The sequence below is a fragment of the Reichenbachiella sp. genome (assembly GCF_033344935.1).
Lineage (GTDB): Bacteria > Bacteroidota > Bacteroidia > Cytophagales > Cyclobacteriaceae > Reichenbachiella.
On the sequence record NZ_JAWPMM010000001.1, the window covers coordinates 1,678,809 to 1,691,778 of the forward strand.

Annotated in this window: 13 protein-coding genes; 9 read left to right on the forward strand and 4 right to left on the reverse strand. The window is 39.0% G+C overall.

Going from position 1 to position 12,970, the window contains the following annotated elements:
• The first annotated feature begins 230 nt into the window (after positions 1 to 230).
• From R8N23_RS07255 to R8N23_RS07295, 9 genes are all read left to right on the forward strand, one after another.
• Positions 231 to 836, forward strand: a complete 606-nt coding sequence (locus R8N23_RS07255) for a TetR/AcrR family transcriptional regulator (protein ID WP_318170911.1) — start codon at positions 231 to 233, stop codon at positions 834 to 836.
• Positions 837 to 890: 54 nt separating this feature from the next.
• Positions 891 to 2,168 (forward strand): TolC family protein, encoded by a 1,278-nt coding sequence (locus R8N23_RS07260; RefSeq protein WP_318170912.1) that lies wholly within the window; start codon positions 891 to 893, stop codon positions 2,166 to 2,168.
• Positions 2,169 to 2,174: 6 nt separating this feature from the next.
• Complete coding sequence (locus tag R8N23_RS07265; RefSeq protein ID WP_318170913.1) at positions 2,175 to 3,083, forward strand: HlyD family secretion protein; 909 nt, start codon at positions 2,175 to 2,177, stop codon at positions 3,081 to 3,083.
• 97 nt (positions 3,084 to 3,180) lie between these two features.
• Entirely contained in the window at positions 3,181 to 4,080 is a 900-nt protein-coding gene (locus R8N23_RS07270) for an ABC transporter ATP-binding protein (protein WP_318170915.1), read from the forward strand.
• 1 nt (position 4,081) lies between these two features.
• Entirely contained in the window at positions 4,082 to 4,825 is a 744-nt protein-coding gene (locus R8N23_RS07275; protein ID WP_318170916.1) for an ABC transporter ATP-binding protein, read from the forward strand.
• Between the two features lie 2 nt (positions 4,826 to 4,827).
• Positions 4,828 to 5,931, forward strand: coding sequence for an ABC transporter permease (locus tag R8N23_RS07280; protein WP_318170917.1), 1,104 nt, complete (start codon positions 4,828 to 4,830; stop codon positions 5,929 to 5,931).
• Positions 5,928 to 7,049, forward strand: a complete 1,122-nt coding sequence (locus R8N23_RS07285) for an ABC transporter permease (protein ID WP_318170918.1) — start codon at positions 5,928 to 5,930, stop codon at positions 7,047 to 7,049. The genes R8N23_RS07280 and R8N23_RS07285 overlap by 4 nt, the downstream gene beginning before the upstream one ends.
• Positions 7,050 to 7,051: 2 nt before the next feature.
• Entirely contained in the window at positions 7,052 to 7,468 is a 417-nt protein-coding gene (locus R8N23_RS07290; RefSeq protein WP_318170919.1) for a DUF2147 domain-containing protein, read from the forward strand.
• Complete coding sequence (locus tag R8N23_RS07295; RefSeq protein ID WP_318170920.1) at positions 7,458 to 8,000, forward strand: YceI family protein; 543 nt, start codon at positions 7,458 to 7,460, stop codon at positions 7,998 to 8,000. The genes R8N23_RS07290 and R8N23_RS07295 overlap by 11 nt, the downstream gene beginning before the upstream one ends.
• A 186-nt stretch (positions 8,001 to 8,186) precedes the next feature.
• On the opposite strand, the gene R8N23_RS07300 is transcribed toward R8N23_RS07295, so the two are convergent.
• The 4 genes from R8N23_RS07300 to R8N23_RS07315 all read right to left on the reverse strand — a co-directional run bounded on the left by R8N23_RS07300 (position 8,187) and on the right by R8N23_RS07315 (position 12,586).
• Positions 8,187 to 8,960 carry a hypothetical protein gene (locus tag R8N23_RS07300; protein WP_318170921.1) on the reverse strand — a complete coding sequence of 258 codons (774 nt, stop codon included), beginning with the start codon at positions 8,958 to 8,960 and terminating at the stop codon, positions 8,187 to 8,189.
• 206 nt (positions 8,961 to 9,166) lie between these two features.
• The gene (locus tag R8N23_RS07305) at positions 9,167 to 10,429 is read right to left on the reverse strand and encodes a hypothetical protein (RefSeq protein WP_318170922.1); all 1,263 of its coding nucleotides are present in this window, start codon (positions 10,427 to 10,429) and stop codon (positions 9,167 to 9,169) included.
• A 179-nt stretch (positions 10,430 to 10,608) separates the two neighbouring features.
• Positions 10,609 to 11,763: a serine hydrolase gene (locus R8N23_RS07310; RefSeq protein ID WP_318170923.1), complete on the reverse strand. Its 1,155-nt coding sequence runs from the start codon at positions 11,761 to 11,763 to the stop codon at positions 10,609 to 10,611.
• A gap of 244 nt (positions 11,764 to 12,007) precedes the next feature.
• Entirely contained in the window at positions 12,008 to 12,586 is a 579-nt protein-coding gene (locus R8N23_RS07315) for a hypothetical protein (RefSeq protein ID WP_318170924.1), read from the reverse strand.
• Positions 12,587 to 12,970: the final 384 nt, after the last annotated feature.

The following is a 12,970-nucleotide window of genomic DNA, read 5'->3' on the forward strand; positions in this document are numbered from 1 at the left end:
AGGTTGTGGTTACGTCCAGATATGGCATGTGCCTCTGGACATATTTAATACTTGCTAAAGTATAGGATTTGCAGAACAGTTTCATATGGCTAAATAGAGGCATATGCTATATCGTCTGTTGTATGCTGTTTTTTGTAATTCAAGATGGTATTCTAACTGATTTTAAAATTAATTAAACATTTGTTTAAATCGTTCGTTTAAAATTCTATATTTGCTTCAAAGTGTATAAAATGAATCCAGATTCATCAGCAGAAGAAAAGATAGTAGAGGCAGCTCGCACCATATTTACGCAAAAGGGATATGCAGCTACCAAGACACGGGATATTGCCGATAAAGCGGGGATTAATCTTGCGTTGGTAAACTATTATTTCAGAAGTAAGGAAATGCTGTTCAACAAGATCATGATGGAGGTCATGTCTGTATTCATGAAAAGCATCTTCAGTATTTTTCAGGATAAAGAAACTAGTTTGGAAGAAAAGTTTGAATTGATCGCGACTAAATACATCAACCGAATTAAGTCGAATCCAGACATTCCAAATTTCATTTTGAACGAGTTAAGATCAAGACCAGAAGAATTTTTTCAAAAGGTGATAGCGGGTCGGAAAATGCAAGACTTATACATATATGACCAACTGGTAGAGCGTATGGGTGAAGAAAAGCTCAAAGAGATAAATCCTATACATATCATGATGAATTTGATGAGTCTAACCGTATTCCCATTTATTGGCAAGCCAATGATAAGAATGGTTACTGGGATTGATAATAAAGAGTTTAACCAAATGATGGAAGAGCGAAAACAACTGATCCCTCAATGGATAATGCAGATGCTAACGTAAATTTTTTTGCCTAAAAATTAAACAAATGTTTAAAACATATATTTAAAACAGACGATGAAGATTATTTTAAATAACAGGTATTGGTCAGTAATCTTTCTACTCGTTTTGAGTTTGGAAGCGTGTTTAGCTCAGAGCCAGTGGCCCCTAACATTGGATAGTTGCTTGATAATGGCTGAGCAAAACTATCCGCAGATTGCTCAATTTGACCTGATTAGTCAGTCTACTGACTACACCCTTTCCAACGCCCAGAAAGGGAAGTTGCCGCAATTGAGCATCAATGGCCAGGCGAGTTACCAATCAGAAGTCACTTCCTTCCCAGGAGGCGCAGGAATGGGTGTTCCTGAGTTAAATAAAGATCAGTATCAGCTTTATGGTGAGGTTGTTCAACCCTTGACTGGTTTGGCAGTCATTAATCAACAGAAAAAGATCATTCAAGCAGAGGGTGCAATCAGTGAAGCTGACCTGGAAGCAAAACTTTACGCTATCAAACAGCGTGTCAGTGATCTATTTTTCGGAGTGTTGTTGATTCAAGGGCAACTGAAACAAAGCGAATTAACTACGGAGGACCTTCAAGCTGGCCTTTCAAAGGTGGATGCCTCTGTGAAATACGGAACGGCATTGAAAAGCAGTGCGGATGTGCTGAAGGCACAATTAATGAATGTAGAGCAACGTGTCATTGAGCAGGAAGCAACCAGGGAAGGGTATTTAAAAATGTTGGGGCTTTATATCGGTCGGGAATTGGATAACAGTGCGGTTTTGAATTCAACCACAATTATTGATTCTAAACAGCAAATAAATCGTCCGGAATTGGTCCTTTTTGATTACCAAATGCAGGCTATAGCACTGCAAAGTGAGCTACTTAACAAAACCAATTTACCGCAGTTCAGTCTATTTTTTCAAGGTGGATATGGTCGGCCGGCACTAAACTTTCTGAGCAATGATTTTGAACCCTTCTATATAGGAGGATTAAGATTTTCCTGGAACCTTTCCAATTTTTACACAACCAAAGGACAGAAGCAATTATTCTCAATTAATAAAGAAATAATACAATCAGAGAAGGAAACCTTCTTATTCAACACTCGCCTCAACCTTTCTAACCAGAATATTCAGATTAAAAAAGCTGAGGAACTGATTGAAAAGGATAATGAAATAATAGCACTCAGAGACAAGATTGTTGCCACATCAAAAGGACAATTAGAAAACGGGGTGATTACAACCTCTGAATATAAGACTGTAGTGATTGATGCAGACGTAGCTCGACAGAGCCTGACACTACATCAGGTAGAGCTTATGAAACTTAAAAACGATTACAAACTAACATCTGGAAACTAAATGAAAATGGCACATATACGTAAGAATCCGACTTCCACTTTCCTATTGATAGGAATCTTTTACCTGACTTCATGCGCTGATGGTGGACATGAATTTGATGCCACTGGAACCTTTGAAGCTGATGAGACTGTCATCTCCGCTGAAGCTTCAGGAAAGATCCTCTCATTCAAAATCGATGAAGGTCAACAGTTGTCACGTAACCAATATGTAGGATACGTCGACACAACGCAACTTTCACTATCAAAGGCACAGCTTAAAGCTCAGGTCAGAGCTGTTTTAAGTAGGAAGCCAGACATCTCGTCACAACTTGCAGCATTGAATGAACAGTTAAAAGCTGCTAAAAAGGAAAAAGAACGAATTGAAAACCTGCTCAAATCAGATGCAGCAACACCTAAACAACTGGACGATGTAGAAGCTCAAATCAACCTGATCAATGGCAATATTAGAGGCCTTAGAACCTCGTTGGTTAATAATACCAATAGCCTGGATCAGGAGATTGGCCCATTGGAAGCTCAGGTTCTACAGGTAGATGATCTAATCATTAAAAGTAAAATCATTAATCCGATACAAGGCACGGTTTTATCAGTATATGCCGAGCCTTACGAGCAGGTTGGGGCTGGTCAACCACTCTACCGGATTGCCGATCTGAATGAGCTGACCTTAAAAGTGTACATCTCCGGTGACCAGTTCTCACAGGTAAAGTTAAACGAGAAGGTGTCTGTATTTACGGACGATGGAAGTGGTGGCTACCGTGAGACCAGTGGTACGATCTATTGGATCAGTGAGAAGGCCGAGTTTACACCCAAAAGTGTACAAACGAAGAATGAACGTGCCAATAAGGTCTATGCCGTGAAAGTTCGGGTGAAGAATGATGGATCCTACAAAATTGGGATGTATGGAGAAGTGACATTCTGAGCATGCTGTTCAACCCAAATATTGAGCTTAATAATTATGACAATCATTGGCAGAGGCAAATTACTAACACCAAAACCATGAAAAAAATGAAGAAGAAATGAAACACGTGATCATCGATCATATTACCAAGTCATTTGTGAAGGAAGGAACTCCGGCTTTGCATGAGATCAATTTTGAGGTGGAGGAAGGTGAACTCTTCGGCCTTATTGGGCCCGATGGGGCTGGGAAAACGAGCTTGTTCCGGATTCTTACCACACTCTTGCTTGCGGATCGTGGAACCGCAATGGTCAATGGGTGCGATGTGGTGAAAGACTATAAAAAGATCAGGCAACAAGTAGGGTACATGCCTGGTAAATTTTCCCTTTATCAGGATCTTTCAGTGGAGGAAAACCTCAACTTCTTCGCTACCATTTTCAATACCACACTAGAAGAAAATTACGATTTGATTAGGGATATCTATATCCAGATCGAACCTTTCAAGAAGCGAAGGGCGGGGAAACTCTCCGGTGGAATGAAGCAGAAATTGGCACTTTGTTGTGCACTCATTCATAAACCTACCGTGCTATTTCTAGATGAGCCCACTACTGGGGTAGATGCTGTTTCAAGGAAGGAATTTTGGGAGATGCTCAAGGGACTGAAACAACAAGGCATTACGATTCTGGTGTCCACGCCTTACATGGATGAAGCAAGCCTTTGTGAAAGGATCGCCTTAATCCAAAATGGAGAAATCCTGTCAATTGATACTCCGGAAAAAATTGTAAATCAGTTTCCGAACAACTTATTTGCCGTCAAAGCTCCAAAAATGAGTGACCTGCTTAGGTCTCTTAGGGCTAACGTATCGGTCAAAAGTGCCAATGCGTTTGGGGAATACCATCATATCACTTTGGTCGATGAAGCGATGGATTCAAAGAAAGTACTTACTGACTTGGGCATAGAAGGCATAGAAATGAAGACGATCAAACCCACCATCGAAGATTGCTTTATAAACCTGATGTAATATGACTGAAGAAATTGTCATCGAAACGAATAAACTCACCAAGCGATTTGGAGACTTTGTGGCCGCCAATGAAATCACATTTCAGGTAAAAAAAGGAGAAATATTCGGATTCCTGGGAGCCAATGGAGCCGGAAAAACAACAGCCATGCGCATGCTTTGTGGCCTTTCTGTTCCAAGCAGTGGCGAAGGAAAAGTGGCAGGGTTTGATGTGTATAAGCAAACCGAAAAGATCAAAGCCAACATTGGCTATATGAGTCAGAAGTTTTCCTTGTATGAGGATCTCACAGTGACGGAAAACATTCGCTTTTTCGGGGGGATCTATGGGCTTTCCAGAAAGAATATCAAAAGTCAAATGGGGCAATTACTTAAGCGTATTGGTCTGGAAGACCAGAAGGATAAACTGGTGGCAGATTTACCGCTAGGCTGGAAGCAGAAATTAGCTTTTTCGGTAGCTGTTTTTCATCATCCACAAATCGTTTTTCTGGATGAACCTACCGGAGGTGTGGACCCGGTAACCAGGCGTCAGTTTTGGGATCAAATCTATGAGGCATCCGATAGCGGCATTACCGTTTTTGTCACGACCCACTACATGGATGAAGCAGAGTACTGCAACCGGATCTCGATGATGGTGGATGGCTATATCAAAGCATTGGACACACCTTCCAACCTGAAAAAGCAATACAAAGCAGCATCGATGGATGAAGTTTTTTACGAACTAGCTCGTGGAGCAAAACGAGGAGAATAGCGATGAAACAACTTTTCACATTTATAAAAAAAGAGTTTAAGCATGTCTTCAGGGATGAGAAGACCTTGCTGCTGTTGTTCGGTTTGCCAATTGTTCAGATTGTGCTGTTTGGATTTGCGTTAACCAATGAGATCAAAGATGCAAGTCTTATTGTGGTGGATTATTCAAAAGACGCAGCGACACAGCAGATCATTGAAAAATTCAGAGCGAGTAGCAGCTTTATGATCGAAGAATCTATTTTGGGAACTGCCGAAATTGAAGAGGAGTTTAAGTACGGGAAAGTAAAAATGGCGCTTGTCTTTCCTCACGACTTTGAAAAAGATCTTATTAGTGAACGAAAGGCATCAGTCCAGCTCATAGCGGATGCCACCGATCCTAACACAGCTACTACCTTGGTGAACCATGCTAACGCAATCATCAGAGATCATTTGCAGGAAATTTCACCGGAAAAGCCCAACTTAAATATTCTAATAGATACCCGAAACATCTACAACCCCGAGTTGAAAGGGACAACCAACTTTGTGCCGGGAGTCATGGCGTTGGTGCTATTGCTCATTTGTGTCTTGATGACTTCAGTGTCCATCGTAAAAGAAAAAGAGAATGGCACCATGGAGATATTACTGGTCTCCCCATTCAATCCCTTCATGGTCATCATAGCGAAAGCAGTGCCTTACTTATTGCTTTCCATCGTCAACCTGTCAATCATACTTTTGCTGAGCGTTTATCTATTGGATATGCCAATAAATGGAAGTATCGCTCTCCTTTTTGGGGTGAGCACACTTTTGATCATGACTGCTCTTTCACTAGGGTTGCTCATTTCAAACTCTACAGAGTCGCAGCAAGCTGCGATGCTCATATCATTGATGGGGATGCTACTGCCTACAATGATGTTTACAGGTTTCCTGTTTCCGTTGGAGAACATGCCCATACCTCTCCAGATTATTGCCAATCTAGTCCCTTCCAAATGGTACTACATCATAGTTAAAGATGTAATGATCAAAGGACTCGGTTTTTCTGCCATCTGGAAAGAAACGTTGATTTTGACAGGAATGACCGTTTTTCTACTCATTGTCAGCATCCGGAAATTTAAAATTCGATTATCATGAAAACATTGTCATTTTTACTTCAGAAGGAGTTTAAGCAGATTTTTAGGAATCCGACTTTACTGCGAATGATTTTGGCTATGCCGATCATACAGTTGGCCATTTTACCCCTTGCTGCAGATTTCGAAATCAAAAATATCAATGTGGTGATAGTGGATCATGATCGCTCTACGTACTCCATCGATTTAGTCAACAAGATCATTGCCTCAGGATATTTCATTCTTGTTGATTACATCAATAGTGAGAGGCAAGGCTTTGACTACCTGGAATCAGATGAGGCGGATGTGGTCTTAGAGATCCCACTGGATTTTGAGCGAAACCTGATAAGAGAAAATCATGAACAACTTTTTCTTGCCATCAACGCTATCAACGGTACCAAGGCGAATGTGGGAGGAGGATACTTATCGAGGGTCATAGGGGATTTCAATCAGGAAATACGAATGGAATGGTACCAGAGAGGTAGACGTTCCAATGGTCCTACCATTGAAGCGAAGGCAATCAATTGGTTCAATCCACTTCTGAATTATCAATTTTTTATGGTCCCGGGAATACTGGTAGTACTTGTTACAATGGTAGGTGCTTACATGTGTGCATTGAATATTGTGAAAGAAAAAGAAGTAGGTACGATAGAGCAGATCAATGTGACTCCAATCAAAAAGCACCACTTTATCTTAGGCAAGCTCATTCCTTTCTGGATTATAGGGATTTTTGTTTTTACGCTTGGACTTTTCTTGGTTGCCCGACTTATCTATGGGATTGTCGCGGTAGGAAGTTTAAGTCTTCTTTACGGATACCTTGCGCTCTATCTGGTTGCGGTTTTGGGAATCGGGCTACTGGTTTCTACCTACTCTCAAACGCAGCAACAAGCCATGTCGTTAGCCTTTTTTCTGATGATGATTTTTCTGCTAATGAGTGGCTTATTCACCTCCATAGAAAGCATGCCAGGTTGGGCACGGGTCATCGCGCAGTTCAATCCGGTCACCTATTTCATTGATGTCATGCGGATGATTGTGATGAAAGGAAGTGGATTTCAGCACGTAACAAAACATTTTGTGATTATGACAGGCTTTGCCCTGGTATTTAATACCTGGGCCATTATTAATTATCGAAAAACGACTTGAAAATGAAAAATACAATGAAAAATACAATGAAAAAACCGACCATCATCGGTATTGGGATCCTTATCGCATTACTTTCCCTAAAAGCCTCAGGCCAAACGAAAGGGGATATAAGTGGCACTTGGTATGCTGAAGAAATGGATCAATCGACTATAGAGGTCACTCAACTTTCTGATGGAAGCTACGAAGGGATCATTCGATCTTCTGCCAAAAATGAATTTGTTGGTCATAAAGTCATTTACGATTTTGAATATGATTCGGACGAAAAAGACTACAAAGGGACTATCAACTCGGCAGCAAGGAATATGGAATTGGACGGAACCATTGTACTTGAGGAAAAAGGCAAGTTGAAAATTACCGGTAAAAAGTTCTTCATGACCAAAACTTTTTATTGGACTAAAGAAAAAGATTATGAAAAATAAGGTGAAAATACTCATTGGCTTACTTGTATTGTTGCTAAGTGCTGTAACATATGGCCAGTCACAATGGGAGATTCGCCAGGACTATTCCATTACATTTTCGGGTACTGGGGCGGAAGGTTCTTTCAGGGGTCTTGAAGGGAGCATTCAGTTTGACCCTGACAACCTTGACCAATCTCAGTTTAATGTTTCAATTAACCCTGCAACGATCTCCACAGGTAATAAAACAAAAAATAAACATGCGAGGGGCGACTCATGGTTTGATGTGGAGAAGTACACAAAGGTTGGTTTTGTATCCGAGGAAATTAAGAAAACTGATGGTGGTTATGTTGCCGAAGGCATGCTGACTATGCATGGAGTATCCAATAAAGATCAAATCAATTTTACTTTTTCAAGGCAGCAAAGCAATATGGGTCTTTTCGAGGGAATCATGAAGGTCAACCGTGAAGACTATGGCATAGAAGGACCACTGATCTCATTTATGGTTGGCGATGAATTTGAGGTAAGGATTAGTTTGCCAGTGAAAAAAGAATGACAAGAAGCATTCTTCATTATATGTGTTCATCAAAATTGATTTTTACTCAATCTTCCATGAGAGCACTGTAATGGCATACAACGACCAACTATCATCCGTAAGCTGGTCTTTTCAAATATCCACTAAAGTATCTCATCGCACCAGCCTTTGCAAATAGCTCTGTTTGCTTATGGATGATAGTGTTTGTTATGTGTTTTGTATTGATAAAGATTTCGTAGAAAGAAACAGGTCTATGTAATAGCTCTTATTCTTATCGTCTCTTTGCAGTTCAAATTTATTTTGCTCATGTCTTATAAAAACGACTCTGTATTCTTGTTCCCAGCTAAAACATTCACGTTTCGTGAAGACTATGAAGCTCAATATTGCATCTATCATGTGAGATTCATCAACCAAATGAATCTTTTGAGAATCAGATAGTTTTTTGAAGATGGCAATTATTTCTAGAGCCAATAATCTTTGCTCGTCAAAGTCGTAGATTATAAAGCCTTCAATGGTTTTATACAATAAATCGGTGTGGTGTAAACGAAATCCATCATTAATTTTTTCTTGATGCCGAGAATTGGATAGTAGGTCAAAGAAGAACTGTTGCTCAATTAATATTTGCGTGTCTCCATAGTCTTTATCTTGAAATTTTTTTAAATCCTTTTCTTTGGTGGCACAAAAAACATAACAGTATTTTAAATAGGTTTCGATGCTATTGATGAGCCTCAAAAACAATGCTAACGTTGGTTCATTAAGGACTGTTTGAGATTCGTTCGTGAGTATAGAAATTCCAAATTTCAGTTCTTCCTTATCTATGAAAGAATCCCCTCTAGTGATTTGAAGATTGTTGGTGGAGACTATGTTTTCTGCGATTTTTTTTGGCTTTACATGATACAGTTCTGAGTCCACCATTCTAAAGGACCGAAAGATTGGGATGAATTCATCGTGTTCAGTGAAGATTACTCTCAATGAGGTCATATTTACACATAACGCCAACTGTATGTTTTCGTGGCTGAATTAAAGGTAGTGAAATTTCGGTTTACCACGGAGTCAATCTGCAAGATTGACTTGCTAAATTTGTCCTCCGAAGCTAGTCAATCTTGCAGATTGACGGGATTTCAACGAAGAACCAATGCCTCGAAAACCACTAAACAGCCATGAAATATACAGAGTGTTAGGTGTATTTATTCTTTCGAGTATAATATTATCATTCGAGCTATTTCAGCTATCATTTCCATTTCTACTCTCAAGATATCAATGTTCTTTGGAGTTGGTATAAATGGAATAGCTTTAGTTTCGTCAAAATCTGGATTGGAGTGAACGATTGAACACCTTAAGGAATACACGCGTTTTGTTAAATTCTGATAAAAATTACCTTCTTTACCAAAGTCAATAGCAGGAAGGGTTAAAGGTTTATTGCATTGAATAGTAATGTCCTTTTCGAAATGTTCAATAAGTTCGTATTCATTCAATGCACTTTGAAGCTCCTCTCTATTGATGTATTGTCTTAAGACACGTTCTATTTTAATTTTATCAGTCGTGTGTTTTTCATTTTCTTTTTTAAAGATATTGATTGCTTGATTGATGTAATGATCTGTTTTAACATGAAAATCAGGTTTTAGCATAAGCTTTTTTACTTCATCAGACACAATTTTATAAGCACTTTTGTCGCTGAAATATTCAATAATATGATAATAGGTGATAAACTTAAATGGTAAGAAATCCACCTTTTCAGCAGTGTGGAAATACTGAATGAGTTCAGGGATGTAGTTTTTATAGATGAGATCAATTTTCTTTTCTGGTAACTCAATACCTCTTTTTCTTCTTCTTATACCTCTACGAAGAAGCCCCTCAATATTCATTGTTTCAAATCCTAATTCGTATGTAAATTCGACATCAAATAGCACAGAGTTAAGAATGTTTCTAATATCATTCATTTGTCCTTCCACCGAAGGTTTCTTAAAACCATGAATTTTAAGAATCGTCACTCTCCTTCTAGAAAACCTTTTTCCACCACGGAGAAATTCCATAAACTTTGGGAGTGTACTGTCCTCATTCTGTCCTGCCTCAAACACTATGTTTAAGTCGTTATTGAAGTATTTCATACCAATTTCTAAAAAGTGGGTATGTGATTCATCTTCATTCTCAGTAGGTATTCGAGATGATCTAAATGATACTGGTATAAGAAGAACTTCGATTACACCATCAGATTTGATTGCTAAAAAATCCTGAAATATGAAAATTCCTTTTAGTGTGAGATCAAATAATCGCTGTGCATCTTCTTTTGTTTCAAAGTATAATTGCACGTCAGGATTTCCTGAATATCCTGTAACGTAGTAAGTTGTACCACTCTCTTCGCTGCCATCAGCCCATCTATAGTTGTAATCTCGAGCTTCAATATTTAAATCAGGAAATGTTTCTTTAAAATTCTTAAGTATTGCTTCCATTTTGAATCGGTTACACCTAACGCACAGCTATGATGAGTGGGGATTAGAAAGCACTACCTCTCGTCTCGCACATAGCCACGCCTTGATTTAAATTTAAAACTTGTGGCGGACTTTCCAATCCCTACGAAAATATCCTGACCGATGAAACCCCATTCATTCATAGCATATGTTAGCGAGATTTAGTTAATTCCAATTCTGCCAATTGCAGGGTAAATATGGTTTTTCATTATGGCATATGTATCGTTTTCAATATTCCATTTGTTATAGTTTCCCGCTGTGGTGACAACAATTAAATCATTCTCCAAATCCCAATAAATATTCTGGTCTCCATTTCCGTTTGCCGCTACAATTCTTATGTCCTTACCTATGATTATATCAGGCCACATCCAAAATTGATAGCCGTATCCATCGTTAAATTCAGTGACATCACTCGGAAATGCTACTTTTTGAGTAAATGATTTATTGACCCACTCTGCAGAAAGAACATGCTCATTGTTCCATTTTCCTTTATTTCGATAGAGTAATCCAATTTTTAGTAAGTCTCTTGAAGTAATTCTTAAGCCCGAAGGAGCAGCAAATTCATCTGCACCATTATAAGCAGAGTACTTATTCCATTCAAATTTTTCAATTCCAAGTGGAAGAAATAAATGCTCATTCACAAATCGATCTAATGTAGTGTTTGAAGAACGTTCAATAATTTCCGCAAGTACCTGGGTAGCTCCACCATTGTAGTTAAAATTCACTCCTGGTGAATCATCTAATAGTTTACTCAATACATATGTTACAGGATTCTCGCTGTAGGTCATTTGAATTTCATCGTTTTCTGGATTGTTATAAGGAACATCTTCGTTCCAAGCCAAACCAGTAGTCATGGTTAAGAAATGCTCAATTGTCCATTGGGATTTTTCCTCATTAAATTCTATTTCAGGGAAAAAATCAGCTATCTTTTGATCTACTCCTTTTATTATTTTTTGATCTATTGCAATGCCAATGCACGCTGATACAATACTTTTGGAAATGCTCCGAACATCATGAAGGGTAGTGTCTGTATGGTGTACAATGCCAATATCATTTCCATAGTTCTGATCACTTCCTGAGAAATACTTCTCGTAAATTAATGAACCGTCCTTAATCACAAGTAGGCTATGGATATTTGGATAAAATTGGGAACGTATTTTTTTTGTTAGATCATTTAATATCGCAGTATCTATTCCAACCTCAGTAGGAGACAATAATGGGATTTCAGGTTCAGAATGGACAATATTAGTAGCCTGTTTTGACTTATTTCCTGAACACCCAACGAGTACTATTAAAATTAGGAGTCCTTGTCTCATAGTGGTGAATGATTCTCGCTAACGCCTGTGTATGGCGCTGTGTGCGCCCCACTGGCTAATAGCACTAAAATAGTGAATCTGCCGGTGCTCACAAAGTATCTAAGAGGCAGTGCGTTCATAAGATAAAAACTCCTGCGAACTGAGTCTAGCAGAAAGCACAGAAGTTTCCTCAGCGGCAGATTCACGGTCAAGTTTCACTGAAACTGGCAAAACCCTCAGTTCGCACATGCGTCCATACACAATGTTAGATTGCGTTTTCGCCCTGTCTGCAGGCTAGGAAGTAACTATATTTTTCAAAGTTGAATTGGAGTTCAGCAGCTCCGTTCAGATGTTGAAAGTTGTCCGAGTTCAGTTCGTATCCATTGTACATTAAGGGATCATCAGTTGGTGGGTTGAATACAGCTTTTATGTCCTCCAGGTTGAAATGTGCCAGTGTGAGTTCACCAGCCAATCTCTCATCGGAGTGGTTGAAAAGTTCAATAGTTCGTTCGCTCAAATTCCAGTCATCTCCGTCTTCATAAACGAATCCTTTTGAATGGAGAAGTTCGAGCGTTTCCCTCAGTTCGTCAGTTGATATTAGATCGCGATTCTTAAAATCAATGTACTCTTGAATTTGTTGAACCGTTGATTTGGGTTGAGATGTAAGACTTCCTAGAATCCAATCAGAAGTTGTAATTCGCTCAGTTGCCAAGTTCTTCTTTAAGGCTGAGAGTCGGCCAGCAGATAAGCCGTATTTCTTGGCGAGTTGGTTAAGAGTTAGGGTTGAAGTGAATGTGAGTTTTGCAATCTCCTTTTCAGCTTCTTTGTTCAAGGTTATCTTCATCTTCGCTGTGAATGCAATCTAACAACCGGCTAACATAATGTGTGTTATCCACTATATGTCACGCGGTTGTTTCACAAATCTAGTTGATTTTTAATGTTGACCAACCTCGAAGATCTAAAGTATATTTCACTTCTTTCTATCATGTTTGAATTGACTCTAAAATAGGGCTATCCAGTTAGTGTACCATGTTTTTATGTTGAAACCGAAAGGCTTCAGGTCTTACTCACCACCAGATAGTAAAGTGTAAATAAAAAGAAATTCAAACCAGTAGGGTTGTTTATAAACGTGTAGATACGTTTATAAACGTTTAAATACACGCTTAATTACAACTTAGAGAAACAAAAAAGGATCGACAATTTGCCGATCCTATCATTATGCGGTAGC

What these genes read in the sequence shown, in the direction of transcription:
- R8N23_RS07280 (WP_318170917.1), top strand. Translation starts at nt 4,828, where the DNA reads ATGAAACAACTTTTCACATTTATAAAAAAAGAGTTTAAGCATGTCTTC.
- R8N23_RS07275 (WP_318170916.1), top strand. Translation starts at nt 4,082, where the DNA reads ATGACTGAAGAAATTGTCATCGAAACGAATAAACTCACCAAGCGATTT.
- R8N23_RS07315 (WP_318170924.1), bottom strand. Translation starts at nt 12,586, where the DNA reads ATGAAGATAACCTTGAACAAAGAAGCTGAAAAGGAGATTGCAAAACTC.
- R8N23_RS07285 (WP_318170918.1), top strand. Translation starts at nt 5,928, where the DNA reads ATGAAAACATTGTCATTTTTACTTCAGAAGGAGTTTAAGCAGATTTTT.
- R8N23_RS07295 (WP_318170920.1), top strand. Translation starts at nt 7,458, where the DNA reads ATGAAAAATAAGGTGAAAATACTCATTGGCTTACTTGTATTGTTGCTA.
- R8N23_RS07260 (WP_318170912.1), top strand. Translation starts at nt 891, where the DNA reads ATGAAGATTATTTTAAATAACAGGTATTGGTCAGTAATCTTTCTACTC.
- R8N23_RS07305 (WP_318170922.1), bottom strand. Translation starts at nt 10,429, where the DNA reads ATGGAAGCAATACTTAAGAATTTTAAAGAAACATTTCCTGATTTAAAT.
- R8N23_RS07290 (WP_318170919.1), top strand. Translation starts at nt 7,052, where the DNA reads ATGAAAAATACAATGAAAAATACAATGAAAAAACCGACCATCATCGGT.
- R8N23_RS07255 (WP_318170911.1), top strand. Translation starts at nt 231, where the DNA reads ATGAATCCAGATTCATCAGCAGAAGAAAAGATAGTAGAGGCAGCTCGC.
- R8N23_RS07265 (WP_318170913.1), top strand. Translation starts at nt 2,175, where the DNA reads ATGGCACATATACGTAAGAATCCGACTTCCACTTTCCTATTGATAGGA.
- R8N23_RS07270 (WP_318170915.1), top strand. Translation starts at nt 3,181, where the DNA reads ATGAAACACGTGATCATCGATCATATTACCAAGTCATTTGTGAAGGAA.
- R8N23_RS07310 (WP_318170923.1), bottom strand. Translation starts at nt 11,763, where the DNA reads ATGAGACAAGGACTCCTAATTTTAATAGTACTCGTTGGGTGTTCAGGA.
- R8N23_RS07300 (WP_318170921.1), bottom strand. Translation starts at nt 8,960, where the DNA reads ATGACCTCATTGAGAGTAATCTTCACTGAACACGATGAATTCATCCCA.